Below are 24,092 nucleotides of genomic sequence, written 5' to 3' on the forward strand. Positions count from 1 at the left end.
GAGGTGGACCCGGCCCACATGTGCCGGGCCCACACAGGCCGCCCTCACATAGGCCGGACACGCCCCTCCCAGTACGGGTCCCGCAGCCGGCGCTTGTACAGCTTGCCGTTGGGGTCGCGGGGCATCTCGGTGATGAAGTCGATGCTCTTGGGCCGCTTGTAGCCGGCGAGTTGCTCGGCGCAGTGGTCGAGGAGGGCGGCGGCGAGGTCCGGCCCGGGTTCGTGCCCGGGGGACGGTTCGACGACGGCCTTGACCTCCTCGCCCCAGTCGTCGTGCGGAATGCCGAAGGCCGCGGCGTCTGCGACCGCCGGGTGCGCGAGGAGCGCGGACTCGATCTCGGCCGGGTAGATGTTGACCCCGCCCGAGATGATCATGTCGATCTTGCGGTCGCGGAGGAAGAGGTAGCCGTCCTCGTCGAGGTAGCCGAGGTCGCCGACGGTGAAGAAGTCGCCGATGCGGTTCTTCTTCGTCTTGGCCTCGTCCTTGTGGTAGGCGAAGCCGCCGGTGCTCATCTTCATGTAGACCGTGCCGAGTTCACCGGGCGGGAGCCGGTTGCCGTCGTCGTCGAAGATCGCGAGTTCGCTGATGGGCCAGGCCTTGCCGACCGTGCCGGGCTTCTTCAGCCAGTCCTCGGCGGTCGCGAAGGCACCACCGCCCTCGCTGGCCGCGTAGTACTCCTCCACACAGTGGCCCCACCAGTCGATCATCGCCCGCTTGACATGGTCGGGGCACGGGGCGGCGCCGTGGATGGCGTGCCGCATGGACGAGACGTCGTAGCGCGCCCGTACGTCCTCGGGGAGGGCGAGGAGGCGGTGGAACTGGGTCGGGACCATATGGGTGTGCGTGCACTTCTCGCGGTCGATGAGGCGGAGCATCTCCTCCGGGGTCCACTTGTCCATCAGGACCAGGCGGTGCCCGATGTGCAGGCTCGCGCCGGCGAATTGGAGGACAGCCGTGTGGTAGAGCGGCGAGCAGACCAGATGCACGTTGTCGTCGAACGGCTTGATGCCGAAGATGCCGAGGAAACCGCCGAGGTAGGCAGACTCGGGGGGCTTGCCCGGCAGCGGGCGGCGGATGCCGCGGGGGCGTCCGGTGGTGCCGGAGGTGTAGTTCATGACCCAGCCGAGCGTGCGGTCGGTGGGCGCCGACTCCGGTTGCCCGTCGAGGAGTTCGGCGTACGGCCGGAAGCCCTCGACGGTGCCGACCGCGTACCGGTGGGTGGCGGGGAGCCCGGCCTCGTCGGCGGCCTGGCGGGCGGGTTCGGCGAACCGCTCGTGCGCGATGAGCACCTTGGCGCCGGAGTCGGCCACGATCCAGGCGATCTCGGAGGCGACGAAGTGGTGGTTGACGGGGACGAGGTAGAACCCGGCCTGGGTGGCGGCCAGATGGGCCGTGAAGAACTCGACGCCGTTGGGCAGGACGACCGCGAAGGCGTCGCCGCGCTCCAGTCCGGCCGCGCGGAGTCCGTGCACGAGTTGGTTGGTGGCGGCGTGCAGACGCCCGGCCGTCCACACCTCGCCGTCGGGCGCGACGAGGACCTCGCGGTCGGGGTCCTGTGCGGCCTGGGCCCAGAAACCGGCGGGGGGTGTGCTCCCGCCCTGTGTGGCCCCGCCCTGTGTGGCGCCACGCTGTGTGGCCCCGCCCTGTGGGTTCTCCCCCTGTGTGCTCACTGCCCGCTCCTTCCGGCGATGCGGTTGACGCGGTCGACGGCGTGCTCGAAGCCGCGGGTGAGGTCGTCGAAGACGGCCTGGACACTGCGTTCGCTGTTCATCCGGCCGACGATCTGGCCGACCGGGGTGCCGAGCAGGGGTTCGACCTCGTACTTCTGGATACGTGAGACCGCCTCGGCGACCAGCAGCCCCTGCAGCGGCATCGGAAGGGTGCCGGGGCCGCTCGCGTCGTCCCAGGCGTCGGTCCACTCGGTGCGCAGTTGACGGGCCGGCTTCCCGGTCAGGGCGCGGGACCGGACGGTGTCGCCGGAGCCCGCGGCGAGCAGCTTCTCGACCAGCTTGGGCGAGGTGAGCTCGGCTTCTGTGGTGGTCAGCCATATGGAGCCCAGCCACACACCCTGGGCGCCGAGGCTCAGCGCCGCGGCCACCTGCTGTCCGCTGCCGATGCCGCCCGCCGCCAGCACCGGCAGGGGGTCGACGGCCTCGACGACCTCGGGGGTGAGCACCATGGAGGCGATCTCGCCGGTGTGTCCGCCCGCCTCGTAGCCCTGCGCCACGACGATGTCGATGCCGCCGTCCGCGTGCTTGCGCGCGTGCCGGGCGCTGCCCGCGAGCGCGGCGACGAGTACGCCCTGGTCATGGGCGCGGGCGACGACGTCGGCGGGCGGGGAGCCGAGGGCGTTGGCGAGCAGCTTGATCGGATAGTCGAAGGCGACGTCGAGCTGGGTGCGGGCGACCTGTTCCATCCACCCGGTGATGCGCCAGCCGGACGCCTCGCCCTCGGCGAGTTCGGGCACGCCGTACTTCGCGAGGGTCTCGGTGACGAACTGCCGGTGCCCTTCCGGGATCATCGCCTCGACCTCGGCCTCGGTGACCCCTTCCACCTTCTTCGCCGGCATGACGACGTCCAGGCCGTACGGCATCCCCCCGACGTGCGCCTCCAGCCAGTCGAGGTCGCGCTTTAGGTCGTCGGGGGCGGTGTAGCGGACCGCGCCGAGCACTCCGAAACCGCCGGCCCGGCTGATGGCCGCGGCGACGGCGGGGAACGGCGTGAAGCCGAAGATGGCGTGCTCGACTCCCAGTTTCTTGCTCAACTCCGTCTGCATGGGCGCAGAATGCCGCAGTCCTCCGGACGACGGAAGGCCTTTTCTGATGCTCCGTCAGATTTTCTCAGCGCCGGGCCCGCTGAGCCGTGAGCACGGGCTGGAAGAAGCCGCTGCTCTCCGGCTCGTGCCAACCGACGTCCGAGAAGCCCGCGTCGAGCACGGCATCGGTCAACTGGCCCCGCGTCAGGGCCCAGTAGGCGCTCCGCCGGACCCGTACCGCCCAGCCGTCGCCGTCCGGCACGAGCTGGAAGTGCTCCAGGTCGTAGCGCTCGCCGTCCTAGTGCCAGTGCCACAACTGGAAGGTGATCACCCGGCCTTCGGTGGTCGTCGACACCTGGGGCGGCGCCGACGCGGGGCGGGCGGCGCGGATCGTGTCGTAGTCCCGGACGCTCAGGACGAGGAGTCCGTCCTCGCGCAGGACCCGGCGCATGCCGACCAGAGCGGCGCGTACGTCGTCCGAGGTGAGCAGATGCGGCAGCGAGTTGTCGGCACAGACCACGACGTCGAAGGCGGCGGTCCGGAACAGCAGCGCCCGCATGTCCGCCGCCGTCACCGGGCGACCGCGGCCGGGCTCAGGTCGCTGCCGACCACATCGTGTCCGGCCCCCGCCAGCCCGATGGCCTGGGTGCCGATGCCGCAGGAGGAGTCCAGCACCCACTGCGGCCCCGCACCCAGCCGGAACATCAGGTGGTAGTCGGCAGCGAGCGCGTCGTAGCAGTCCCGGACCGAGGACACGACCCCCGCTTAGCGGTTCCCAAGTCGTACGTGCAGTTCCCGCTCCTGGTCGCCGGAGGTGGTGGCGAGGTCGTGCACGGTGAACAGGGAGTCCAGGGTCGTACGGAACCGTTCGACGGCCCAGTAGCCGCCCTGGACATCCGCGTCCACGGATGCCGCGAGACGGGGCGGGCCACCGGCGCCTTCCTCGTGGGCGTCGGCGACGTCGAAGGTGCCGAGCCAGACCGTGGGGCGGGTGTCGTGGTGGTCCCGGGGCACGTCGTCGGCGCACCGGTCGGATTCGAAGCACGCACACAGCGTGTCGAACACGATCCGGGCGTCCTCCTTGCTGCACCCGCTGATCTCCACCGAGACGGATTCCGGGTGCCCTGGCACCAGATGCACGCTGTCCATGGCGATCGCTCCTCTCGTCCACTCCAAGAAAAGCACCACTTCCCCGGCAGGGCACCAGGGCGGTCAGTCCTCGTCGCCCTCCAGCACGGCCATGGCCGCGTTGTGCCCCGGTACCCCGCTCACTCCCCCGCCGCGTACCGCGCCCGCCCCGCACAGCAGGACGTTCGCGTGCCGGGTCTCGACGCCCCAGCGGCCGGCGCCGTCCTGGGCGTACGGCCAGGTCAGCTCGCGGTGGAAGATGTTGCCGCCGGGCAGCCGCAGGTCGCGCTCCAGGTCGAGCGGGGTCTTCGCCTCGATGCAGGGCCGTCCGTCCGCGTCGGTGGCCAGGCAGTCCGCGAGCGGCTCGGCGAGGTGGGCGTCGAGCTGGGCGAGGGTGGCCTTCAGGAGTTCGTCGCGAACGGCGTCGTTGTCCCGTTCGAACAGGCGGGCCGGGGTGTGCAGGCCGAAGAGGGTGAGGGTCTGGTAGCCGTCCTCTACGAGGTCCCTGCCGAGGATGCTCGGGTCGGTGAGGGAGTGGCAGTAGATCTCGGAGGGCGGTGCGGCGGGCAGGGAACCCGCCGCGGCCTGGGCGTGCGCGGCGGCCAGTTGGTCGTAGCCCTCGGCGATGTGGAAGGTGCCCGCGAAGGCCTCGCGCGGGTCGACCGAGGTGTCGCGGAGTCGGGGCAGCCGCTTGAGCAGCATGTTGACCTTGAGCTGGGCGCCCTCGGCAGGGGCGGGCGACTCGTCGCCGGTGAGTGCGGCCAGTTGCTGGGGCGAGGCGCCGACGAGGACGTGCCGGGCGGCCACGACGCCTTCGCCGTCGGCCGTGCGGTAGGTGATCTCGGCGGCCCGTCCGTCCGTGTCGATACGGACGGCCTCGTGCCCGGTGGCGAGTACGGCGCCGGCCTCGCGCGCTGTGGTGGCCAGGGCGTCGGTGAGGGCGCCCATGCCGCCGACCGGGACGTCCCAGGCGCCGGTGCCGCCGCCGATGACGTGGTAGAGGAAGCAGCGGTTCTGGGCGAGCGTGGGGTCGTGGGCGTCGGCGAAGGTGCCGATGAGGGCGTCGGTGAGGACGACGCCCCGGACCAGGTCGTCGGTGAAGTTCTCCTCGATCGCGACGCCGATCGGCTCCTCGAAGAGCATCCGCCAGGCGTCCTCGTCGTCCACGCGCCGACGCAGCTCCTCCCGGGTGGGCAGCGGCTCGGTGAGCGTGGGGAAGACCCGCTGTGCGAGGCGGCCGGTCATGCCGTAGAGCCGCTGCCAGGCCGCGTACTCGCGGTCGCCGCCGGTCAGCCGGGCGAAGGCGTCGCGGGTGCGGCGCTCGCCGCCGCCGACGAGGAGGCCGGTGGCGCGGCCGTCGCGTTCGGTGGGGGTGTACGACGAGATGGTGCGCCCGCGGATGCGGAAGTCGAGGCCGAGGTCCCGCACGATCTTCTTGGGCAGCAGGCTGACCAGGTACGAGTACCGGGACAGCCGGGCGTCGACCCCGGCGAACGGGCGGGTCGACACGGCGGCGCCGCCGGTGTTGTCGAGGCGTTCCAGGACGAGCACGGAGCGCCCGGCGCGGGCCAGGTAGGCGGCGGCGACCAGGCCGTTGTGGCCACCGCCGACGATGACGGCGTCGTACGCCCGGTGTCCCTCGTGCGTCCGTTGTCCCTCGTGTGCAGGCATGGTTCTTCGTAACACGAGGTGATCTAGGTCGGCCAGAGGTGGACCGCGTCCGCGTCAGTGGCCGCCGGACGCCCCCTGCTGCCGTAGCACCGCCACCCGGCGGTACAGCTCGACCGCCTCGGCGCCGCGGCCGAGCTGTTCCAGGCAGTGGGCCTCGTCGTTGCGGCTGGCGAGGGTGTCGGGGTGGTCCGGGCCGAGGACGCGCTCGCGGGCGGCGGCCACCCGGCGGTACTCGGTGAGGGCGTCGGCCCAGCGGCCGAGCCAGCCGAGACCGACGGCGACCTCGCGGCGGCTGACCAGGGTGTCGGTGTGGTCGGCGCCCAGCACGCGCTCGCGGATGGCGCACACGTCACGGGACTCGGCGAGGGCCTCCTCCCAGCGGCCGAGGCGACCGAGGTTGACGCCGAGGCCGTGGCGGGCGCGGAGGGTCTCGGGATGGGCGGGGCCGTGGACGCGGGTGCGGTCGTCGATGAGGTCGCGGTACAGCTTGAGGGCGTCGGCGCTGCGGCCCAGGCGGCCGAGGCTGATGCCGATCTCGTAGCGGGCGGCGAGGGTGTCGGCGTGGTCGGGGCCGAGCGCCCGGGCACGGGCCTCGGCGACCTCGCCGTAGGTCTGCAGAGCCTCGGGCCAGCGGCCCAACTGGCCGAGCGCGTACGCCACTTCGTAACGGGTGACCAAGGTATCGGGATGGCCGGGGCCCAGTACGCGGGCGCGGGCGGCGGCGACCTCGCGGGCCATGCGGTACGAGTCCTCCATGCGGCCGAGGCGGCTGAGGTTGAAGGCGAGGTTGTGGCGGCAGCGCAGGGTGTCCGGGTGGTCGGGGCCCATGGTGCGTTCGCGGGCGGCGAGTACGGACGTGTACACCTGGTGTGCGTCGAAGTGGCGGCCCAACTGGCCCAGGACGTACGCCATTTCCTGCCGGGCGGCGAGCGTGTCGGAGTGGTCGGCGCCGAGGGCCCGCTGCCTGGCGCGGGCGACGTGCGTGTACTCGCGCAGGGCGTCGGCCGGGCGTCCGGTGCGGCTGAGGGTGAACCCGAGTTCGTAGCGGCTGGCGAGGGTGTCGGGGTGGTCCGGGCCGAGGAGGTGGGTGCGTTCGGCGGCGACCGCGCGGTGCACCTCGCCGGCCTCCGCCCAGCGGCCGAGCCGGCCCAGGCTCAGGCCCGCGTTGTGGCGTCCGGCAAGGGAGTTGAGGAGCTCCGGGGCGGGTGCGGACGGTGACGCCGGTGCCGGTTCCTCGGCGTGGCCGGTGGCCGGGCGGGCGATCCATTCGCCGGTGAGACCGGCTCCGGCGTCCGGCGGAGTGGTGCGCAGTCCGGCGCCGGTCGCCTTGTGCCCGGTGGTCATGCCGCGCGTCCAGGACGGCAGGCGTGCTTCGCGTGACACCGGTTCGGACGGGCTGAGTTGGGGCTGCGGGGTCACAACTGTCGGCACGTACACGGGTGTCGTACGGCCCATGGTGATCCGGCGTCCCAACTCCCGGGCGTCGTGCGGACGTTGTTCCGGGAGCTTGGCCAGCAGGTCGAGGATGGCCTTCTCCAGGTACTCGGGCAGTTCGGCCCGCTGGGCGCGCGGCGGGCGGGGCGGGGTGTCGCGGTGGCCGATGAGGATGGCCCAGGCGTCGCCGAGGTCGAACGGCGGTGCCCCGGTGGAGAGTTCGTACAGCACGCAGCCGAAGGAGTAGAGGTCGCTGCGCTGGTCGACCTCGTCGCCGCTGATCTGTTCCGGCGACATGTAGTGCGGGGTGCCCATCGCGATTCCGGTGCCGGTCAGCCGGGAGGTGAAGCCGATGTCTGCGCCGAGGCGGGCGATGCCGAAGTCGCAGATCTTCACCGTGCCGTCGGTCAGCCGCATGATGTTCGCGGGCTTCAAGTCCCGGTGCACGATGCCCTGTTGATGGGTGTAGGCGAGGGCGGAGGCGACCTGTTCGGCGATGTCGACGACGTCGGGGACGGGCAGCGGGCGCTGCTGGTTGTCCTCCAGGAGCTGGCCGAGGTTGCGGCCGTCGAGCAGCTCCATCACGAGGTACAGGACACCGTCGGACTCGCCGAAGTCGTGGACCACGGTCACCCCGCGGTGCTGGAGCCCGGCGGCGACCCGGGCCTCACGCCGGAACCGCTCCCGCAGCACACGGGTGAACGACTGGTCGTGGTGCGGGCCCAGCGGCTTGAGGCACTTCACGGCGACATGGCGCCCCAGCGACTCGTCCCGCGCCCGCCACACCTCGCCCATGCCGCCGCGCCCGATCAGATCGAGCAGCCGGTAGCGGCCGTGGATGAGCCTGCTGTCCCCCATCGCCCGCGATCGCCCCCGTCGGTGTTCGTCCCGCCCTCCCCTGGCTCGTCCAGTATGGCGAGCGATCGTCCGACTTTGTACGGGGGTGGGCGAGAGCCGGGGCGGAGCCGTGACATGGCGCGGAGATCGTGCCGGGGTGGGAGCGTCGGCGGACCGACCGGATCGGACCGTGTCCGCGAAGCCGGTGAGGGTGTGGCTGTATTCAAGAGCGGCGTCCACGCCGAACTTCGCGGCGCGTTCCTCGGCGGAGTACCGCGTGACATCGCTGCAGGGCAGCTTGTGCACCACGATCAGCTCGCCGCGCCCGTCGAGCGCCTCGTGGTCGAACAAGTACACATCGGAATACGACGTCGAATGGCGCGTCGCCGAAGGCGCTGAGGTCGCGCATGTCGCCCAGGACGGTGCGCAGTTCGAGTCCGTCGCACTCGGCCACCGTCTGGTCCTGGCCGAGCTGGGGGTGAGTTGTCGAATACGGTGACCCACGCCCCCGCGGCGGCGAGGATCGGACCCTGCTGCCACACCGCGCCCGACGGCAAGCCACCCATCAGCCGCGTCAACAACCCTGCGGGTCAATACACCTAGCGCCGCACCCTCGGCATCCCCAGCCCGATCCACGAGATGATCTCCCGCTGGATCTCGTTGTTGCCGCCGCCGAAGGTGAAGATCACGGCGGAACGGTAGCCGCGTTCCAGTTCGCCGTGCAGGACGGCGCCCGCTGAGCCCTCCTTCAGGGCGCCGGCCGCCGCGACGATCTCCATGAGCCAGGCGTAGGCGTCGCGGCGGGCCTCGGAGCCGTAGACCTTGACGGCGGAGGCGTCCTGCGGGGCGAGGGTGCCTTCCTGGACGGCGTTCACCATCTGCCAGTTGAGGAGTTTCATCGCGTCGAGCCGCGCGTGGGTGCGGGCGAGGAGGCGGCGGACCCAGGGGAGGTCGACGACGCGGCGGCCGTCGGCGAGCTTGGTCTCCATGGCCCAGTGCTGGACGTCGTGCAGGGCGCGGATCGCCATCGTGCCGTGGGCGGCGAGGGTGACGCGTTCGTGGTTGAGCTGGTTGGTGATCAGGCGCCAGCCCTGGTTCTCGTTCCCGACGCGGCGGGAGACGGGGACGCGGATGTTCTCGTAGTAGCTCGCGGTGGTGTCGTGCGAGGCGAGGGTGTTGATCACCGTGCAGGAGTAGCCCGGGTCGGTGGTCGGCACCAGGAGCATGGTGATGCCCTTGTGCGGCGGGGCCTCGGGGTCGGTGCGGACGGCGAGCCAGACCCAGTCGGCGGTGTCGCCGTTGGTGGTCCAGATCTTCTGCCCGTCGACGACGTACTCGTCGCCGTCGCGTACGGCCCGCGTCTTCAGCGCCGCGAGGTCCGTGCCGGCCTCGGGCTCGCTGTAGCCGATCGCGAAGTCGATCTCGCCGGAGAGGATCTTCGGGAGGAAGTACGCCTTCTGCTCGTCGGTGCCGAACTGCATGATCGTCGGGCCGACGGTATTGAGGGCCATCAGCGGCAGCGGTACGCCGGCCTGCGCGGCCTCGTCGAAGAAGATGAACTGCTCCATCGGCGTCAGCCCGCGCCCGCCGTACTCCTGCGGCCAGCCGACCCCGAGCCAGCCGTCCGTGCCGAGCCGGCGGATCGTTTCGCGGTAGAAGCGTTTCTGGGCGGCGGGGTCGGCGTAGCGGGAGTAGGCGTGGTCGGGTACCAACTCGGAGAAATAGGCGCGCAGTTCGGTGCGCAGTCGCTGCTGCTCGGGCGTGTATTCGAGATGCACGGCGCCTCCTGGCTCCCCAAGGCCGGTCCTGACGGCGCACACCGTAGAACGTGTTCCAGAAATTGGGAATGGCGAGGCGGCGATACCGGCGAAGAAGGCGTCTGCGCCGGTCAGTTCAGCGTGGCCATGAACTCCGTGCAGGCCCGCGCGCAGTCCCGGCAGGCCTCCGCGTCCGCCTCCGCGCCCGGCTGCGCGTCGAGGACCTGGGCGTACTCCAGGCAGACGAGCAGGCACCACTTGGCCTGGAGGCGAAGGGCGGACTCGTCCTGGAGGTTCTGTTCGGCCAGCATCCGGCAGGTCGCGTCGCACACCTCCGCGCACAGCAGCGCCTTGCGTCGTACGACTGCCTCGTGGTCGGTCGCGTCCGGATCCGAGCGGCTGACGCGCAGCACACAGGCCCGCGCACACTCGGTGCAGGCCTGCGCGCAGGCGAATCGGTCCTCCAGAAACCGGACGAGCTCCTGTTGGGTCGTCATCGCTGTCACACGGTCCGGGTTGCCGCTGCGGGCCGCCGCAAACGCGGCACGGCGGGCGTACGAGGTGCGCGGGCACCTGGCGATCAGTACGGTGCTGTCGAGGTGTTCGACCTTGGACACGAGCGAGAGCGCACGTCATCGAGGGGTTGAGGCAGCATGGCCGGCAAGAAGGCGGCAAAGCTGCCGCGCACCAAGTACGAGGCCGAACTGCTCCGTCTGCAGACGGAGTTGGTGAAACTCCAGGAGTGGGTGCGGGCCGAGGGCACCCGGCTGGTCATCGTCTTCGAGGGCCGGGACGCGGCGGGCAAGGGCGGCACGATCAAGCGGGTCGCGGAGCACCTCAACCCACGCGTCGCCCGCATCGCGGCGCTGCCGAAGCCGACCGACCGGCAGCGCACCCAGTGGTACTTCCAGCGGTACGTCGAGCATCTGCCGGCCGCCGGGGAGATCGTGCTGTTCGACCGCTCCTGGTACAACCGGGCCGGGGTCGAGCGGGTGATGGGCTTCTGCTCCGAGGAGGAGTACCAACTGTTCCTGCGCCAGTGCCCCATCTTCGAGCGGATGCTCGTGGAGGACGGGATCGTGCTGCGCAAGTACTGGTTCTCGGTGAGCGACGCGGTGCAGCAGGACCGGTTCCGGCGCCGGCTGGAGGATCCGCTGCGGCGCTGGAAGCTCTCGCCGATGGACCTGGAGTCCATCACCCACTGGGAAGACTACTCGCGGGCCAAGGACGAGATGCTGGTGCACACCGATGTCTCGGAGGCCCCGTGGTACGTCGTCGAGAGCGACGACAAGCGCCGGGCCCGGCTGAACATGATCGCCCATCTGCTCGGCTCGCTCCCCTACCGCGAGGTGGCACCGCCGGTCCTCGAACTCCCGCCCCGCCCGCCGTCCACCGGTTACGAGCGTCCGCCGCGCGACCTGCAGACCTACGTCCCGGACCACGCGGCGAGTCTCTGAGCCGGGCCCCATGACCACTCACGGCCCCGGCCGCGCCCCGGGGTGGCGGCGCCTCAACGTGCTCGACGTCGTCAACTGACCGTGCCTCGGCGGTCGTCGACCGGGGTGCCATTCGGGCCTGGCCCTCACCGGCCCCCTCAGCGGGACCCGCTCCACCCGCACGCCTGGAGTAACCTCCCGAAGCATGCGGATCTCTGTTTCCTCGGACATGGACGAACCCGTGGCGCGCTCGCTCGTCGCGGAGCTGCGCGAGCGCGGTCACGAGGTGGTGGCGCACGGGGCGCTGCGGACCGGGGAGGACCCGCAGTGGGCGGTCTGTTCGGAGGTGGCCGCTCGTGAGGTCGCCGAGGGGACGTCGGAGCAGGCGGTCGTGTGCTGCTGGACCGGTACGGGCGCGTCGATCGCCGCGAACAAGGTGCCGGGGGTACGGGCGGCCCTGTGCACGGACGCTTACACGGCGGACGGCGCGCGTCGCTGGAACGACGCCAACGTGCTGGCCCTCAGCCTGCGGCTGACCTCCGAGCCGCTGCTGAAGGAGATCCTCGACGCCTGGTTCGCCGCGGCGGCCAGCGAGGACGCCGAGGACCGCGGGAACGTGGCCCGCATCGGACACCTGGATCTGAACAGGGCTTCCTCGTAGGTGATATGACGGGTTGTCAGGACCGGGAGTCGGACGGGTTCGCGTCGCCGATCTCCACGTCGAGCGTGGCCCGGGTGTTCGGCGGCAGGGTCGTGCGCGCGGTGTAGCCGGTGCCGGAGCGGTGTGCCGAGACCGATACCGGACGCCGAGCAGTTGGCGGGGGTGACGTTCGCCGGGGCGGAGGTCCAGGCGTGGGAGAAGGTCATGTTGGGCTTCAGGGCGGGGTCCCATGCCTCGGTGACGATGGTGGCCCCGAGTCCGTCCCGCCACCGCGGTGATCCTGAGGCGGGTGGTGAAGGTTCCGTCGGTCATCACGGGCCCGGTCGGGGCGCAGATCGGGTCGGCCTGCCACTCGTCCTCGACCGAGGTGGCCAGCAGGGTGGCCGGGGACCACGCGGACGGTTCGTGGCCCCCGGTGCGGACCGTGCGGGGCTTGAGGGCGGGTCCCGCGTACGGCACGGAGGTCGAGGCCGTGGACGCCCGCTTCCCCGAATCCCACACGGTGCCTGGGGCAGGAGGTCGGCGAGCAGCCCGGTCGGCACGGTGTTCCGACCGCCGGAGGCGGCGGTGCCGTAGCTCTCGGCGGCGAAGGCCGGGGAGCCGGTCAGGACGACAGCGGTGGCACCGACGATCTGCAGCAGTCTTCTTCGCGACAGGTCCCCGGACATGCGACACCCCTCAACTAGTGGCCCGTGCCGGGCGAGGGCGAGGGCTGTGCGGCGACCGCCTGTCGGAGCGCGTCGCGGCAGGCCCGGATGGCGGGGTGGTGGCCGCGTCCGCCGCGTACGACGGTGAACAGTGCGCGGGCGCGATGACCGTCGGGGAGTTCGCGCAGCGCGACGGCGGGCGGCCGGCCGCTCCACGCGAGGTCCGGCAACAGTGCGGCGGCATGGCCCAGTTCGGCCAGTCGCAGATGCAGGACCATGTCGGCGGACTCGAACCGTACGTCGGGTTCGAAGCCCGCGGTGCGGCACAGGGCCGTGGCCCAGTGCCGGGCCGGGGTGCCCACGGGTTCCATGATCCAGGGGTGGTCGGCCAGCGCCCGGAGTTCCTCGGTCGGCCCGGCGCCGGTGGATCTCGGGGTGGCCAGGCGCAGGGGGTCGTCACAGAGAGGTTCGTGTTCGAGTTCGGCGGGGCGGGGATGCGGGTCGCCCGGGTACTCCTCGGTGAGGACGAGGTCGTAGTCGCGGGCCAGGAGCGCGGGCAGGGCGTCGCTGGGTTCAGCCTGCGTGACGTGGACCCGCAGGTGGGGGTGGGCGTCGCGGAGCAGCGTCAGCGCGCTCGGTACGAGGGCGAGGGCCGCGGTCTGGAAGGACGCGATGCGCAGGGTGCCGGTGAGGTCCGTGAGCGAGGTGGCGATGTCCGCCTCGGCCTCCTCCAATCGCCTGAGTACGGCCTCGGTGTGGGCGACGAGGATCTCCGCCTGCGGGGTGAGCCGCACGCGACGCCCGACGGGCACCAGAAGGCGGACGCCGACCTCGGATTCGAGCTGCGAGAGCTGCTGGGACACGGAAGAAGGGCTGTACGAGAGGGCCGCGGCGACGGCGGCCAGTGTTCCGCGGTGCTTGAGTTCGCGCAGGAGGCGCAGCCGGTGCAGGTCGAACACGACGTGCCTCCATTGGTCGGTATTCCTGATGGATACCCGTCGAAAACATTCGCTGGACCGATCATATGTTTGGCCGCACGCTGATCATGTGTCCACGACCTCTCTCCTCTCCGGCAGCTCCGTCCCGCGCGGTCTGCCGTGGTACGTCCGCTCCGCCGCCAGAACCTGGACCTGCGCCCCGCCCCCGGCCGACGTACGGGACTTCCACGCCGGCCTGCCCGGCTACGCGCCCACCGCACTCACCGAACTCCCCTCGCTCGCCTCCGAACTCGAAGTCGGGCGCGTGTTTGTCAAGGACGAGTCCTCGCGGCTGGGACTGCCCGCGTTCAAGGCGCTGGGAGCGTCCTGGGCGATCCACCGGATTCTGGAGCGGCGGACGGCGGACGACGACCCGGTGCTGCTGATCACCGCCACGGACGGCAACCATGGCCGGGCCGTGGCCCGTATGGCGCGGCTGTTCGGACAGCGGGCCCAGGTCTTCGTGCCGCGAGGCGTCCATCCGGCGGCCGTGACCGCCATCGAGCACGAGGGCGCGGACGTCGTACTGGTTCCCGGCCCCTACGACGAGGCCGTGCGCCGCGCGGCCGGGGCGGCGCGGCGCGGGTCGGACTCGGTGCTCGTCCAGGACACCGCGTGGACGGGGTACGAGCGGATTCCCGGCTGGATCGTGGAGGGCTACTCGACGTTGTTCGCCGAGATCGACGAGCAGTTGGGGGCCCTGGATGCCGAGGCTCCCGGTCTGGTGGTCGTCCCGGCGGGCGTGGGCTCGCTCGCGCAGGCGGCCGTGGCCCACTACCGCGGTCGTCGGAACGGTGCCGCTCCGGCCGCCCTGATGTCGGTCGAGCCGGAGACCGCGGCCTGTGTCCTGGCCAGCCTCGGCCGCCGGGAACCGGTCAGCGTGCCGACCGGCGCCACCACCATGGCCGGTCTCAACTGCGGCACGGTCTCCAGCCTGGCCTGGCCCTTCCTGCGCGAGGGGCTGGACGCCGCCGTCGCGGTCACGGACGCCGACAGCGCGGGTGCCGCACGCGACCTCGCCGCCGCCGGTGTCTCCTCGGGCCCCTGCGGTGCGGCCTCCCTGGCGGGCGCCCGCGCGGCGCTGACCGGAGACGGCGCCGACGTACGCCGTGCAGCCCTGGGCGTCGGCCCCGCCTCGGTCCTGGTCCTGCTCAGCACCGAGGGCACCGCGGCCAACCCCCACGCGGAGGAGCGACTAGGAGGTTGATCAACTCGGAGGCCGTGGGCTTCTGTTCCTCCTGACTTCCCGCCACCCCGTCGCACTACCCCCGTAGACTGCCCCTGCGGTGACCCGCCGACCGTCCTGTCGCCGCGCTCGCGGACCTTTCCTGGCCCGGCCCGACAAGGATCGAGGTGGCGGCACGATGAGTACGGCCACCCGAGGTGAACCGTTCGCGCATCCCGCGCTGTTCTACCGGGGCGAGGAGCAGTACACGGCCGGTACGGTGCCGTTCCTGCGGGCGGGGCTGACCGCCGGGGAGGCCGTCGCGGTGGCCGTTCCCGGCCCCCGGCTCGAACTGATCAGGGACGGGCTCGGATCGGGCGCCGCCGAGGTGCGGTTCCTCGACATGACCGAGGTCGGCCGCAACCCGGGGCGAATCATCCCTCGTGTGCTGCGGGACTTCGCCGACGCTCATTCCGGCCGCCGGGTACGGATCATCGGGGAACCGATCTGGCCCGGCCGCACCGCCGTCGAGTACCCGGCGTGCGTCCAGCACGAGGCGCTGATCAACACCGCGTTCGGGGGCCGCGAGGTGACGATCCTCTGCCCGTACGACGCGGACGGCCTGGCGCCCGAGGTGCTCGCCGACGCCCGCGCCACCCATCCGGTCGTCATCGTCGGAGACCGCCAACTGCCCAGCGGGACCTACGATCCGCAGCGGGTGCTCGCCCGCTACAACGAGCCGCTCCGCTGCCCGCCGGGCGCCGCGCACTTCGCCTTCGACGCGGACACGCTCCCCAAGACCCGCTACTTCGCGGTCCAGGAGGCCGAGCGGCTGGGCCTGGCGGGCGTACGACTGCAGGATCTGACGCTGGCCGTCGCGGAGTTGACCACCAACAGTGTGTTGCACGGAGGCGGATCGGGGACGCTGCGGATCTGGGCCGAGGGCGAGCAGATCCTCTGCGAGGTCCAGGACCACGGCCGGTTGACGGATCCACTGGCCGGCCGTCGCCCGGCCACCCGCGAGCAGCCCGGCGGACGCGGTCTCCTGCTGGTGCACTACGTCGCCGATCTCGTGCGCGTCCATACGGCTCCGGAGGGCACGACCATCCGCTTCCACCTGGCCCGTTGACGTAGTTGCGGCTACTTCGGCCTGCCCAGGGACCAGCCCGACACATCCGTGAGGCGGCCGCGCCACAGGGGCATGACCGCGGATCCGCCCCCTGGGGCGACGCCGGTGGCATCCCGCAGATGGATCCACTGCGGCAGCCGTTGCGGTGCGGACCGCCCCTGCTTCTCCACGACCACCTCGTCCACCTGTTCCGGGAACCGCTCCAGCAGTTTCGCCCCGGGGCCCTCGACACCGTGCAGGCTGTGTGCCCAGTCGGTGGTCCACGCCTCGTGGGAGATCAGGTCGCCGTGGAGGAAGGCGCCCCCGACGGTGAGCGTGATGGGCAGGGCGGCCTCTGCGTCCTGGCCGATCAGCCGTACCAGTAGCTGCAGTTGGACGTCCGGCACCGGCTCCGTGACGACCGGTGCGGACGGTTGGTGCAGTGGATCGTGGTCGGCGCTCATCCCTGGTGGTCCTTTCGGTGCGGTCCTCCGGTGCGGGTGGGGATCACGTGGGCAGGAGGCCGGTGCGCAGCTTCGCGAGGGTGCGGTTGAGCAGGCGGGAGATGTGCATCTGCGAGAGGTTCAGCGCGCGGCCGATCTCCGCCTGGGTCAGCTCCTGGCCGAAGCGCATCTCGATGATGGTCCGCTCCCGCTCGTCGAGCTGTTGCAGCAGGGGGCCGAGCGTGTGGAGGTCCTCGAACAGTTCCATGGCCGGGTCGGCATCGCCCATGGTGTCCGCGTACTTCGGCGCGCCGTCGGCCTCGTCGTCGCCGGCCGGGGTGTCGATGGAGCCGGCGACATAGCCGTTGGCGGCGACGAGGCCCTCGATGACCTCGTCCTCGGTGAGGTTCAAGTGGGCGGCGAGTTCCTTGACGGTCGGGGTGCGGCCCAGCTCGGTGGCGAGGGTCTCCTTGCTCCTGGCGAGGTCGACGCGGAGTTCCTGGAGGCGCCGGGGAACGTGGACGGCCCAGGTGGTGTCGCGGAAGAAGCGCTTGATCTCGCCGAGGATGTAGGGGATCGCGAACGAGGTGAACTCGACCTCGCGCGTCAGGTCGAACCGGTCGATGGCCTTGATCAGGCCGATCGTGCCGACCTGGATGACGTCCTCCATGTCACCGCTGCCCCGGTTGCGGAAACGACGCGCGGCGAAGGTCACCAGGGACAGGTTCATCTCGATCAGGGTGTTCCGCGCGTACTGGTACTCCCGCGTGCCCTCCTCCAGGACCTGGAGCCGGTCCAGGAAGAGCCGGGACAGCGTCCGCGCGTCCTGGGGGGCCACCTTGGACCCGTCCTCGATCCACGGGAGGTCGTCCACGACCTCCGGGGCCGCCGTGGGGGCGGGAGCGGTTGCTTCGAGGGCGTTCACGGAGGGAGCCACGATGCCGCCTTAGCTGGAGTGGTGAACAGGGTCGAACGTCGCGTGCCCCTTCTGGTCGAATGCATGTCCGTCCGGACCACATCAATCCAACTGAGTTGTGCCGCGCGTCAGTTCACAGGCGGCGCCAGCGTGCCGACGCGAAGGAGAAACCGCCGAAGAGGACCAGCCCGAGAGCCACCGCGACCAGCAGCCACGGACCGGCCGGAGTGTGCGCGAAGGTGCGCAGCGTGGCATCCATTCCCTTGGCCTGGTGGGGGTCGAAGCGGATGGCCGCCACCAGCACGAACACTCCCACCCCGGCGAACACGACACCGCGCGCCGCACCGCCGCCCACGCCGAGACCGGTGACGACCTGCCGCACCCGGCGGCCCATCCGCTCCGTCTCCAGCTTGCGCAGGAAGCGCCGCATCACCGCCCGTACCGCGATCACCACCCCGACACCGATCAAGACACAGCCGGCCAGACCCACCAGCACCTGTCCGGCCGGGAGCTTCAGCGCCGAGGCGGTCCAGTCCTGCGACTTCGCGTCGCTGCCGGAGGAACCACCGGTCCCGGCGGCGAAGGATGCCGTACCCCAGCAGACGAAGCCGTAGAACACGGCCCGGCCGCCATCGAGCAACCGGGACCCGACCTTGCGCCGGGGCCCGTTGTCCAACACCGCCCCGGCGGCCCGCCAGATCGCCATACAGCCGAAGCCGACGACCAGCAGCCACAGCATCACCCGCCCGAAGGGCTGCGCCGCGACCTGCTGCAACGCCCCCTGCCGGTCCGCCTCCCGGCCACCGTCGCCGAAGGCGATCTGGAGCGCGAGGACGCCGACGATGACGTACACGACACCACGTGCGACAAAGCCGACACGTCCGGTGACGGCCAGCGCCTTCTTTCCCTCGGCCTCTGTGGGCGTACGGCTCCGGTCGGTGGAACTCGCGTTCCCCAGGCCCCACTTGTGCGTATGCGACGACGTCATGATGCCTTTCCTCACAACACTGGACGGGCCGAAGGCCGGACGCACGGTTCGCGTCCCGTACTGCCGCGTGCCCCGAGTGGGCGTTTCGATGTGCGGCGGCGGCCCGGAGGCGGAATCGGAGTGCGGTCCCGCCGCGAAACGCCGAACCATCCGATTGCCGTAGCGACAAATCGATTCGCCGGGTGAATGCCGGGGCGTTCGACCGACTACGCGGATCGGCACGGAGATTCTGGGGCGCGTGTCCAACTGATCCGCAGGCACCGGCCCTTCGGGGCCGCGCCTGCCCTGGCCAAGGAGTTTCCCCTTGCGTGTTCGTCGCCTGGTGACCAGCGCCCTCGGTTCCGCCGCACTCGTGCTCACCTCGCTCGGCGCGGTGGCCGCCGCGAGCCCCCTGACCGCCAACGAACCGTGCGGCTTCTACGAGACCGGCTCCGACGCCTTCTACCGGCACTGCACCTCCGACGGCTCGCGGGTCGTCATCAAGGTGGAGGTCGCCCGGGCGCCGGACTACGAGACCTGTGTCGGCCCCGGCCGGACCTGGCTCGGGTCCGCGCGCAAGATCCAGGGCGCCCACTACACCGGGCGCACCTGCTGACACTCGGTCCGAACCGCGCATACGACGGCGGCGGTACCGGTCAACACCCTCGCGTGCCGACCGGTACCGCCGCCGCGGTGCGTCACAGTGCCGCGGTCGTCCCCTCGCCGGAGGCGCTGCCCGCGAGCCACTGGTTCCAGTCGAGGTTGAAGTCGGCGTAGCCGTTGTCTGCCGGGGCCTTGCCGCGGGGCGAGCCGGTGATGGTGATGGGGTCGCCCTGCTTGACCTGGCCGTAGAACCACTTGGCGTCCGACAGCGAGAGGTGGACGCAGCCGTGCGAGCCGCGGGCGCTGCCGCTGCCCGGGTTCGGGTCGCCGGTCGAGTAGTGCACGTAGGTGCCGGACTGGGTGAGGTGGATGTCCCAGGGCAGCGTCAGGTCGTAGTAGTTGGGGCTGCCCTTGTCACAACTGATGCCGACACTGCAGGAGGTCATGTGGACCTTCTCCTGCTTGTCGATGACGGCCATCGTGCCGTCCCACGTCGGGTACTGGGCGCTGCCCGCGTTGATCGACAGGGTGCGTACGGCCGCGCCGTTCTTGGTCACCTTCATGGTGTGGCCGGTCACCGAGACGTCGGCGCGCACATCGTCGCCGATCTTGAAGGTGTGGGTGTAGTTGTGCACGCCGTAGCGTCCGTTGCCGTTGCTGACGCCCGTCATGTCGGCGTCGATCTTCACCGTCGTGCCGGAGGGCCAGTACGTCTTCGGGCGCCAGTCGGCGCGCCGGTCGCCCATCCAGTGCCAGGCTCCGGCCACCGACGTCGAGGCGCTCACCTTCATGTGCTTCTCGACGGTGGCCCGCGCCTTGGACGCCACCGGGTTCGTGAAGATCACCGAGATCGGCATGGCCACGCCGACCGTGGTGCCCGTCTGCGGGGTGATCGTGTCCAGCAGCATCGGTGGCCCGGCAGGCTTCGTCGGCGACGGCGAGGCGCTCGCGCTCGACGTGGCCGAAGCCTTCGCGTCGGCGCTCGCCTTGTCGCTGCCGCCCCCGCCGCAGGCACTCGCGCCCACCAGCATCACACCCGTGACGAGTGCGATCCCTATGCTGCCCTTGCGCCGTCCCACGACGTGCCCCACTCTCTCTCGCTCTTCGGTCCTGACGGACCCGGCACCATGTCAGACAACAACGGACCGGGTGTCAGTTGCGTCCGCCGTGTAAAACGTGTCTCAAGATTCGTCCCTGGCTGCTGTACCCCGGCCGGTCCACGGCAGTCAGGGTGTGCCGGGCGCGGTTTTGGAACCGGGCCGCCGATGCCGTCACGAAGACCTCAACCCCGTTGCGCGAAGCGGCATTTCGTGGCCCTGACCGGTGGCCGTTACGTTCGCGCTCATGGAGTGGAACTTTCGGACAGCCGAAGATTTGACGGCCGCCCTGCGTGCCGGTGACGTGACCTCGGCGGAACTGACCGACGAGGCGATCACCCGTATCGAGCGGGACGACAAGGACATCAACGCGATCTGTGTGCCGGACTTCGACCGCGCACGGGCCGCCGCACACGCAGCCGACAAGGCGCGCGCCCGCGGCGAGGACCGGCCGCTGCTCGGGATCCCGGTGACGGTCAAGGAGTCGTACATCATCGCCGGGCTGCCCACGACCTGGGGCATGCCGCAGCACCGGGACCATGTGCCGACCGAGGACGCGGTACAGGTGTCGCGGCTCAAGGCCGCGGGCGCGGTGGTGCTGGGCAAGACCAATGTGCCGTTGGGGCTGCAGGACATCCAGACCTTCAACGAGATCTACGGCACCACCAACAACCCGTGGGACCACGACCGCACGTCGGGAGGATCCTCCGGCGGATCGGCGGCGGCCCTGGCGTCCGGCTTCTGCGCGCTGTCGATCGGCTCCGACCTCGCCGGTTCGCTGCGCACACCCGCGCACTTCTGCGGTGTCTACGCACACAAGCCGACCCTCGGGCTGGCGGCGAGCCGCGGCATGGTCCCGCCGCTCGCGCCGGTCTTGCCGACCGACCTCGAACTCGCCGTCGTCGGTCCGATGGCACGCACCGCCCGCGACCTCACGCTCCTGCTCGACGTCATGGCCGGACCGGACCCGCTGACGCACGGTGTGGCGTACGACCTGAGGCTGCCGCCCGCGCGCCATGAGCGGCTCGGTGACTTCCGGGTCCTGGTCCTCGACGACCATCCGGTCATTCCGACCGGGTCCGCCGTACGGGCGGGCGTGAACCGGGTGGCCGACGCGCTGGCCGAGGGCGGTGCCCGCGTCGAACGACACAGCCCGCTGCTGCCCGACCTGACCGAGGCCGCGCTGCTCTACGCGCGGTTGCTGTTCTCGGGCACGGCCGCGCGTTTTCCCATCGAGTCGTACGAAGAGGTACGGACCCGCGCCGCCGAACTGGGCGCGGACGACCGGAGTCTCGACGCGGAGCTGCTGCGCGCCGTGGTGTTGAGTCACCGCGACTGGATCGGGGCGAACAACTCTCGCGAGGTCCACCGCCACGGCTGGCGGCAGCTCTTCGCCGAGTTCGACGTCGTGGTATGTCCCATCACGCCCACCCCCGCGTTCCCGCACGACCACAACCCCGACCCGAGGCAACGCCGGCTCGACATCGACGGCGTCGAATACCCCTACTTCGACCAGCTCGTCTGGGCCGGCGTGGCCACCATGCCCGGCCTCCCCGCCACCGCCGTACCGACGGGCCGCTCCCCCGAAGGCCTGCCGGTTGGCGTACAACTCATCGGCCCGATGTTCGAGGACCGCACCCCGCTGCGGCTGGCCGAACTGCTCGAACAGAGGATGGGCGGCTTCCAGCGACCGCAGTAGGACGTACGAGCGGCAGCCCAAGGCTCGGCAGGCTTGGTCCCTGTGGTGGAACGCCAGGAGCGCGCGGGGGCGTGTGCCTCCGTAGGGACCGGTCTTGTCCCGGAACGTGGTGGGGTGCGGGTAGCGGCTGCCGCCCAGGTGCGTCCGGTAGAAATCGATGAAGAGGATGGCAGACCAGGGCATGACGAAGCGGCGCCCTGGCGCTCGGCGAGAAAGTCACCTGCCAATAGGGTGAGCAAGCCGGACGGTGAGGCGGCCCTGCACCCGATGCAATCCGGTGAAGTCGCGGGATCCCGCATTCTCACTCGATGAGAGCACCGCATTGACAGGTGACGCACGATTGAGTCACTCTCGATTCGTCACCACATAAGTCGGTGACGCTACGGCCGTCCCATGGAGGCCGTGCCGGACAAGGTCCGCATCACCTCCCTGCCGATGAGGAACCCACCTTGCAAGATCAGAACGAGTATCTGTACTTCTTGCGCCGCGCCTTCGACGGGATGCTCGACGTCCTGGAGGACCTGGGCGACGAACTGGGCAACACCCGCCCACCGTTGACCGGGGCCAACTCCGTGTACGCGATCACGTACCACTGCGCGGCGGTCGCCGACTACTGGACCGGGCACATCATCGCGGGGCGTGAGGTCGACCGTGACCGTGCTTCGGAGTTCACGGCCACGGGCCAGGGGCGGCAGTTGCGCCGGCAGGTTGATGCGCTGTTCGTGCAGTTGGCGGCCGACCTCGACTCCGTGACGCCGACGGCACCGCCGCTCAACACACCGCCCCCCGACTTCGAAGGGCCCGACCGCGAACTGAGCGTGCGGGGCGTCCAGTTGCACGTGCTGGAGGAACTCGCCCAGCACCACGGCCAGATACAGATCACCCGCGATCTGCTCCAGCAGGGAGCCTCCTCATGACCACCACCGTGACCCGGCCGATGCCCGGCTTCGACGACCTGGACCGCGACTGGCTACGGGCTCGTCGCAGCGTGAAGTGGCATCGCCCGGGACCGCGGGTACTGCCGGCCTGGGTGGCGGACATGGACTTCCCCGTCTCCGCCGCCGTCACCGCCGCGCTGCGCGACGCCGTCGACCGCCGCGATCTGGGCTATCCGGACTGGCCGGACGGCAGCCCGCTGCGTACCGCCTTCGCGCGGCGGATGGCCGACCGCTACGGGTGGGCGGCACCGGCGGACCGGGTGCGCGAGCAGACCGACCTGATCCAGTGCCTCCAACTCGTCCTGCACCTGGCGACGAGTCCGGGGGACGCTGTCGCCGTACAGACCCCCAACTACCCTCCGTTCCTCGCCACGTTGGCGACCATGGGACGCCGGACGGTGCCCGTCCCCATGCATGACACCGACGCGGGTTGGCACATGGACCTCGCCGCGCTGGACGCGACGGTGGCACGGGAGCACTGCAAGGTGCTCGTGCTGGTGAACCCGCACAACCCGACGGGCCGCGTCCTGACCCGTGGGGAACTGGAGGAGATCGCCGCCATCGCGCGCCGGCACGACCTGCTGGTCATCAGCGACGAGATCCACGCCGAGCTGACCTACGCCCCGCACCGGCACATTCCCTTCGCCGGCCTCTCCCCCGACGCCGCGAGCCGGACCGTCACACTGACGTCCGCCACCAAGGCGTTCAACCTCGCCGCCATCCGCTGCGCGATCACCCACTACGGCCCGGACCGGCTCCTCGCCCTCCGTGACGCACAACCGCCGGATCTGTACGGCACGGTGTCGCCGCTCGGAGTCGTCGCGACCCTGGCCGCGTGGAACGACGGCGACGCCTGGCAACGCGAGCTGCTGACCGTCCTGGACCGCAACCGCCGGCGGGTCCACGAGGTGCTGCACGCACAACTCCCCCGGGTACGCCATCACTTGCCCGAGGCCACCTACCTGGCCTGGATCGACACCCGGCTGCTGGGGCTCGACGAACCGCCGGTGGAACGGGTGTTGAGGGCCGGCGACGTCCTGCTGGACGGCGGCAGCCCGTTCGGCCCGGACGCGGACGGGTTCCTGCGTCTGAACTTCGCCACCTCCCACGCCGTCCTGGAGGACATCCTGACCGGCCTCACCAAGGCACTCGGCCAGACACCCAGCTGAGCGGTGGCTTGACACCCAAAAGTGTGAGTGGTTGAGTACTCACATGAAGAGCGAACGTCCCCGCCAGTTGTCCACCGCCGAGGAGCGCCGCGAGACGGTGCTGCGTACCGCGATCGGCGCTTTCGCCGCCCGGGGCTACTGGGGCACCACGACGACCGAGGTGGCGAAGGCGGCGGGGATCTCGCAGGCGTACGTGTACCGCTTGTTCCCGAACAAGGAACTGCTGTTCACGGCGGTGGTCGAGCACTGTTTCGTACAGGTGAGGGCCAGCCTGGAGGAGGGTGCGGCCGGCGCCGAGGGCAGTTCGGCGGAGGTGGTCCTGTCGGCCATGGGTGCGGCGTACGCCAAGCTGATCAGCGACAACGATCTGATGCTGATCCAGCTTCACGCGCAGGCGGCGGCGGTGTCCGAGCCGGCGGTGCGGGAGGCGGTCCGGCAGGGGTATGCCCGGCTGGTGGAGTATGTGCGCGGCGCTTCGGGCGGATCGGAGGCGCAGGTGCAGGAGTTTTTCTCGCGGGGCATGCTGTGCCATCTCATCGTCTCCATGGGCGCGTTCGAGGTGGACGCCCCGTGGACCCGGACACTGTCGGCCGGCATCCGGCACTACTGACATCCGGAGCGGTCGGCAGGATCGCGCAACGGGTCTCACGGGTGGGGCGCACAGCCCCGCCTTTCTTTGGGCAT

At 70.9% G+C, this 24,092-nt stretch carries 22 protein-coding genes and 2 pseudogenes; 10 read left to right on the forward strand and 14 right to left on the reverse strand.

What is annotated here, in order from left to right:
* Window positions 1-44: 44 nt before the first annotated feature.
* The 7 genes and pseudogenes from ABZT04_RS10575 to ABZT04_RS10605 all read right to left on the reverse strand — a co-directional run.
* On the reverse strand, window positions 45-1,670 hold the full coding sequence (locus ABZT04_RS10575) for an acyl-CoA synthetase (protein WP_356055186.1): 1,626 nt from the start codon (window positions 1,668-1,670) through the stop codon (window positions 45-47).
* A complete protein-coding gene (locus tag ABZT04_RS10580) occupies window positions 1,667-2,776 on the reverse strand; it encodes a nitronate monooxygenase family protein (RefSeq protein ID WP_356055188.1) in 1,110 nt (369 codons plus the stop codon). Before ABZT04_RS10580 ends, ABZT04_RS10575 begins: the two co-directional genes overlap by 4 nt.
* Window positions 2,777-2,840: 64 nt before the next feature.
* Window positions 2,841-3,460: pseudogene (locus tag ABZT04_RS10585) on the reverse strand (class I SAM-dependent methyltransferase).
* 60 nt (window positions 3,461-3,520) lie between these two features.
* Window positions 3,521-3,904 carry a hypothetical protein gene (locus tag ABZT04_RS10590; RefSeq protein ID WP_355902696.1) on the reverse strand — a complete coding sequence of 128 codons (384 nt, stop codon included), beginning with the start codon at window positions 3,902-3,904 and terminating at the stop codon, window positions 3,521-3,523.
* A 63-nt stretch (window positions 3,905-3,967) separates the two neighbouring features.
* Window positions 3,968-5,554: an NAD(P)/FAD-dependent oxidoreductase gene (locus ABZT04_RS10595; RefSeq protein ID WP_356055190.1), complete on the reverse strand. Its 1,587-nt coding sequence runs from the start codon at window positions 5,552-5,554 to the stop codon at window positions 3,968-3,970.
* A 54-nt stretch (window positions 5,555-5,608) separates the two neighbouring features.
* Window positions 5,609-7,846 (reverse strand): serine/threonine-protein kinase, encoded by a 2,238-nt coding sequence (locus ABZT04_RS10600; protein ID WP_356055192.1) that lies wholly within the window; start codon window positions 7,844-7,846, stop codon window positions 5,609-5,611.
* Window positions 7,798-7,989: pseudogene (locus ABZT04_RS10605) on the reverse strand (hypothetical protein); the annotation flags it as partial. The gene ABZT04_RS10600 and the pseudogene ABZT04_RS10605, both read right to left, overlap by 49 nt.
* A 113-nt stretch (window positions 7,990-8,102) precedes the next feature.
* Between ABZT04_RS10605 and ABZT04_RS10610 the strand changes: the two are divergent.
* A complete protein-coding gene (locus ABZT04_RS10610) occupies window positions 8,103-8,324 on the forward strand; it encodes a hypothetical protein (RefSeq protein ID WP_356055195.1) in 222 nt (73 codons plus the stop codon).
* Between the two features lie 100 nt (window positions 8,325-8,424).
* On the opposite strand, the gene ABZT04_RS10615 is transcribed toward ABZT04_RS10610, so the two are convergent.
* Together ABZT04_RS10615 and ABZT04_RS10620 are read right to left on the reverse strand one after the other, a co-directional pair.
* Window positions 8,425-9,603: an acyl-CoA dehydrogenase family protein gene (locus ABZT04_RS10615; protein ID WP_356055197.1), complete on the reverse strand. Its 1,179-nt coding sequence runs from the start codon at window positions 9,601-9,603 to the stop codon at window positions 8,425-8,427.
* Window positions 9,604-9,713: 110 nt separating this feature from the next.
* Complete coding sequence (locus ABZT04_RS10620; RefSeq protein ID WP_356055701.1) at window positions 9,714-10,079, reverse strand: ferredoxin; 366 nt, start codon at window positions 10,077-10,079, stop codon at window positions 9,714-9,716.
* Between the two features lie 156 nt (window positions 10,080-10,235).
* On the opposite strand from ABZT04_RS10620, the gene ppk2 reads away from it, so the two are divergent.
* Together ppk2 and ABZT04_RS10630 are read left to right on the forward strand one after the other, a co-directional pair.
* Window positions 10,236-11,039, forward strand: a complete 804-nt coding sequence (gene ppk2, locus ABZT04_RS10625) for a polyphosphate kinase 2 (RefSeq protein ID WP_356055199.1) — start codon at window positions 10,236-10,238, stop codon at window positions 11,037-11,039.
* Between the two features lie 184 nt (window positions 11,040-11,223).
* Window positions 11,224-11,679, forward strand: a complete 456-nt coding sequence (locus ABZT04_RS10630; RefSeq protein ID WP_356055201.1) for an RpiB/LacA/LacB family sugar-phosphate isomerase — start codon at window positions 11,224-11,226, stop codon at window positions 11,677-11,679.
* Window positions 11,680-12,361: 682 nt separating this feature from the next.
* Here the strand turns inward: ABZT04_RS10630 and ABZT04_RS10635 are convergent.
* Window positions 12,362-13,285 (reverse strand): LysR substrate-binding domain-containing protein, encoded by a 924-nt coding sequence (locus tag ABZT04_RS10635; protein WP_356055202.1) that lies wholly within the window; start codon window positions 13,283-13,285, stop codon window positions 12,362-12,364.
* Window positions 13,286-13,373: 88 nt separating this feature from the next.
* Here ABZT04_RS10635 and ABZT04_RS10640 point away from each other — a divergent pair, with 88 nt between their 5' ends.
* Window positions 13,374-14,510: a diaminopropionate ammonia-lyase gene (locus ABZT04_RS10640; RefSeq protein WP_356055204.1), complete on the forward strand. Its 1,137-nt coding sequence runs from the start codon at window positions 13,374-13,376 to the stop codon at window positions 14,508-14,510.
* 157 nt (window positions 14,511-14,667) lie between these two features.
* Window positions 14,668-15,597, forward strand: a complete 930-nt coding sequence (locus ABZT04_RS10645; RefSeq protein ID WP_356055206.1) for an anti-sigma factor RsbA family regulatory protein — start codon at window positions 14,668-14,670, stop codon at window positions 15,595-15,597.
* An 11-nt stretch (window positions 15,598-15,608) separates the two neighbouring features.
* On the opposite strand, the gene ABZT04_RS10650 is transcribed toward ABZT04_RS10645, so the two are convergent.
* The 3 genes from ABZT04_RS10650 to ABZT04_RS10660 form a co-directional block, all read right to left on the reverse strand.
* Window positions 15,609-16,040: a hypothetical protein gene (locus ABZT04_RS10650; protein ID WP_356055208.1), complete on the reverse strand. Its 432-nt coding sequence runs from the start codon at window positions 16,038-16,040 to the stop codon at window positions 15,609-15,611.
* 43 nt (window positions 16,041-16,083) lie between these two features.
* Window positions 16,084-16,944, reverse strand: a complete 861-nt coding sequence (locus ABZT04_RS10655) for a SigB/SigF/SigG family RNA polymerase sigma factor (RefSeq protein ID WP_356055703.1) — start codon at window positions 16,942-16,944, stop codon at window positions 16,084-16,086.
* 124 nt (window positions 16,945-17,068) lie between these two features.
* Window positions 17,069-17,923, reverse strand: a complete 855-nt coding sequence (locus ABZT04_RS10660; RefSeq protein ID WP_356055210.1) for a DUF1206 domain-containing protein — start codon at window positions 17,921-17,923, stop codon at window positions 17,069-17,071.
* Window positions 17,924-18,227: 304 nt separating this feature from the next.
* Between ABZT04_RS10660 and ABZT04_RS10665 the strand changes: the two genes are divergently transcribed.
* A complete protein-coding gene (locus ABZT04_RS10665; protein WP_356055212.1) occupies window positions 18,228-18,518 on the forward strand; it encodes a DUF6355 family natural product biosynthesis protein in 291 nt (96 codons plus the stop codon).
* An 82-nt stretch (window positions 18,519-18,600) separates the two neighbouring features.
* On the opposite strand, the gene ABZT04_RS10670 is transcribed toward ABZT04_RS10665, so the two are convergent.
* Window positions 18,601-19,536, reverse strand: coding sequence for a L,D-transpeptidase (locus ABZT04_RS10670; RefSeq protein WP_356055705.1), 936 nt, complete (start codon window positions 19,534-19,536; stop codon window positions 18,601-18,603).
* A gap of 313 nt (window positions 19,537-19,849) precedes the next feature.
* Here ABZT04_RS10670 and ABZT04_RS10675 point away from each other — a divergent pair, with 313 nt between their 5' ends.
* From ABZT04_RS10675 to ABZT04_RS10690, 4 genes are all read left to right on the forward strand, one after another.
* The gene (locus tag ABZT04_RS10675) at window positions 19,850-21,301 is read left to right on the forward strand and encodes an amidase (protein WP_356055214.1); all 1,452 of its coding nucleotides are present in this window, start codon (window positions 19,850-19,852) and stop codon (window positions 21,299-21,301) included.
* Window positions 21,302-21,750: 449 nt separating this feature from the next.
* Window positions 21,751-22,218: a DinB family protein gene (locus ABZT04_RS10680; RefSeq protein ID WP_356055216.1), complete on the forward strand. Its 468-nt coding sequence runs from the start codon at window positions 21,751-21,753 to the stop codon at window positions 22,216-22,218.
* On the forward strand, window positions 22,215-23,408 hold the full coding sequence (locus tag ABZT04_RS10685; protein ID WP_356055218.1) for an aminotransferase class I/II-fold pyridoxal phosphate-dependent enzyme: 1,194 nt from the start codon (window positions 22,215-22,217) through the stop codon (window positions 23,406-23,408). The genes ABZT04_RS10680 and ABZT04_RS10685 overlap by 4 nt, the downstream gene beginning before the upstream one ends.
* Before the next feature lie 43 nt (window positions 23,409-23,451).
* Window positions 23,452-24,018 (forward strand): TetR/AcrR family transcriptional regulator, encoded by a 567-nt coding sequence (locus tag ABZT04_RS10690; RefSeq protein ID WP_356055220.1) that lies wholly within the window; start codon window positions 23,452-23,454, stop codon window positions 24,016-24,018.
* Window positions 24,019-24,092 lie beyond the last annotated feature (74 nt).

The sequence above is a fragment of the Streptomyces sp. NPDC005492 genome (assembly GCF_040605995.1).
Lineage (GTDB): Bacteria > Actinomycetota > Actinomycetes > Streptomycetales > Streptomycetaceae > Streptomyces.

Coding starts and splice junctions, on each gene's coding strand:
- ABZT04_RS10580 (WP_356055188.1), bottom strand. CDS start 2,776: ATGCAGACGGAGTTGAGCAAGAAACTGGGAGTCGAGCACGCCATCTTC.
- ABZT04_RS10590 (WP_355902696.1), bottom strand. CDS start 3,904: ATGGACAGCGTGCATCTGGTGCCAGGGCACCCGGAATCCGTCTCGGTG.
- ABZT04_RS10595 (WP_356055190.1), bottom strand. CDS start 5,554: ATGCCTGCACACGAGGGACAACGGACGCACGAGGGACACCGGGCGTAC.
- ABZT04_RS10600 (WP_356055192.1), bottom strand. CDS start 7,846: ATGGGGGACAGCAGGCTCATCCACGGCCGCTACCGGCTGCTCGATCTG.
- ABZT04_RS10620 (WP_356055701.1), bottom strand. CDS start 10,079: ATGACGACCCAACAGGAGCTCGTCCGGTTTCTGGAGGACCGATTCGCC.
- ppk2 (WP_356055199.1), top strand. CDS start 10,236: ATGGCCGGCAAGAAGGCGGCAAAGCTGCCGCGCACCAAGTACGAGGCC.
- ABZT04_RS10630 (WP_356055201.1), top strand. CDS start 11,224: ATGCGGATCTCTGTTTCCTCGGACATGGACGAACCCGTGGCGCGCTCG.
- ABZT04_RS10645 (WP_356055206.1), top strand. CDS start 14,668: ATGAGTACGGCCACCCGAGGTGAACCGTTCGCGCATCCCGCGCTGTTC.
- ABZT04_RS10650 (WP_356055208.1), bottom strand. CDS start 16,040: ATGAGCGCCGACCACGATCCACTGCACCAACCGTCCGCACCGGTCGTC.
- ABZT04_RS10660 (WP_356055210.1), bottom strand. CDS start 17,923: ATGACGTCGTCGCATACGCACAAGTGGGGCCTGGGGAACGCGAGTTCC.
- ABZT04_RS10670 (WP_356055705.1), bottom strand. CDS start 19,536: ATGCTGGTGGGCGCGAGTGCCTGCGGCGGGGGCGGCAGCGACAAGGCG.
- ABZT04_RS10675 (WP_356055214.1), top strand. CDS start 19,850: ATGGAGTGGAACTTTCGGACAGCCGAAGATTTGACGGCCGCCCTGCGT.
- ABZT04_RS10685 (WP_356055218.1), top strand. CDS start 22,215: ATGACCACCACCGTGACCCGGCCGATGCCCGGCTTCGACGACCTGGAC.
- ABZT04_RS10690 (WP_356055220.1), top strand. CDS start 23,452: ATGAAGAGCGAACGTCCCCGCCAGTTGTCCACCGCCGAGGAGCGCCGC.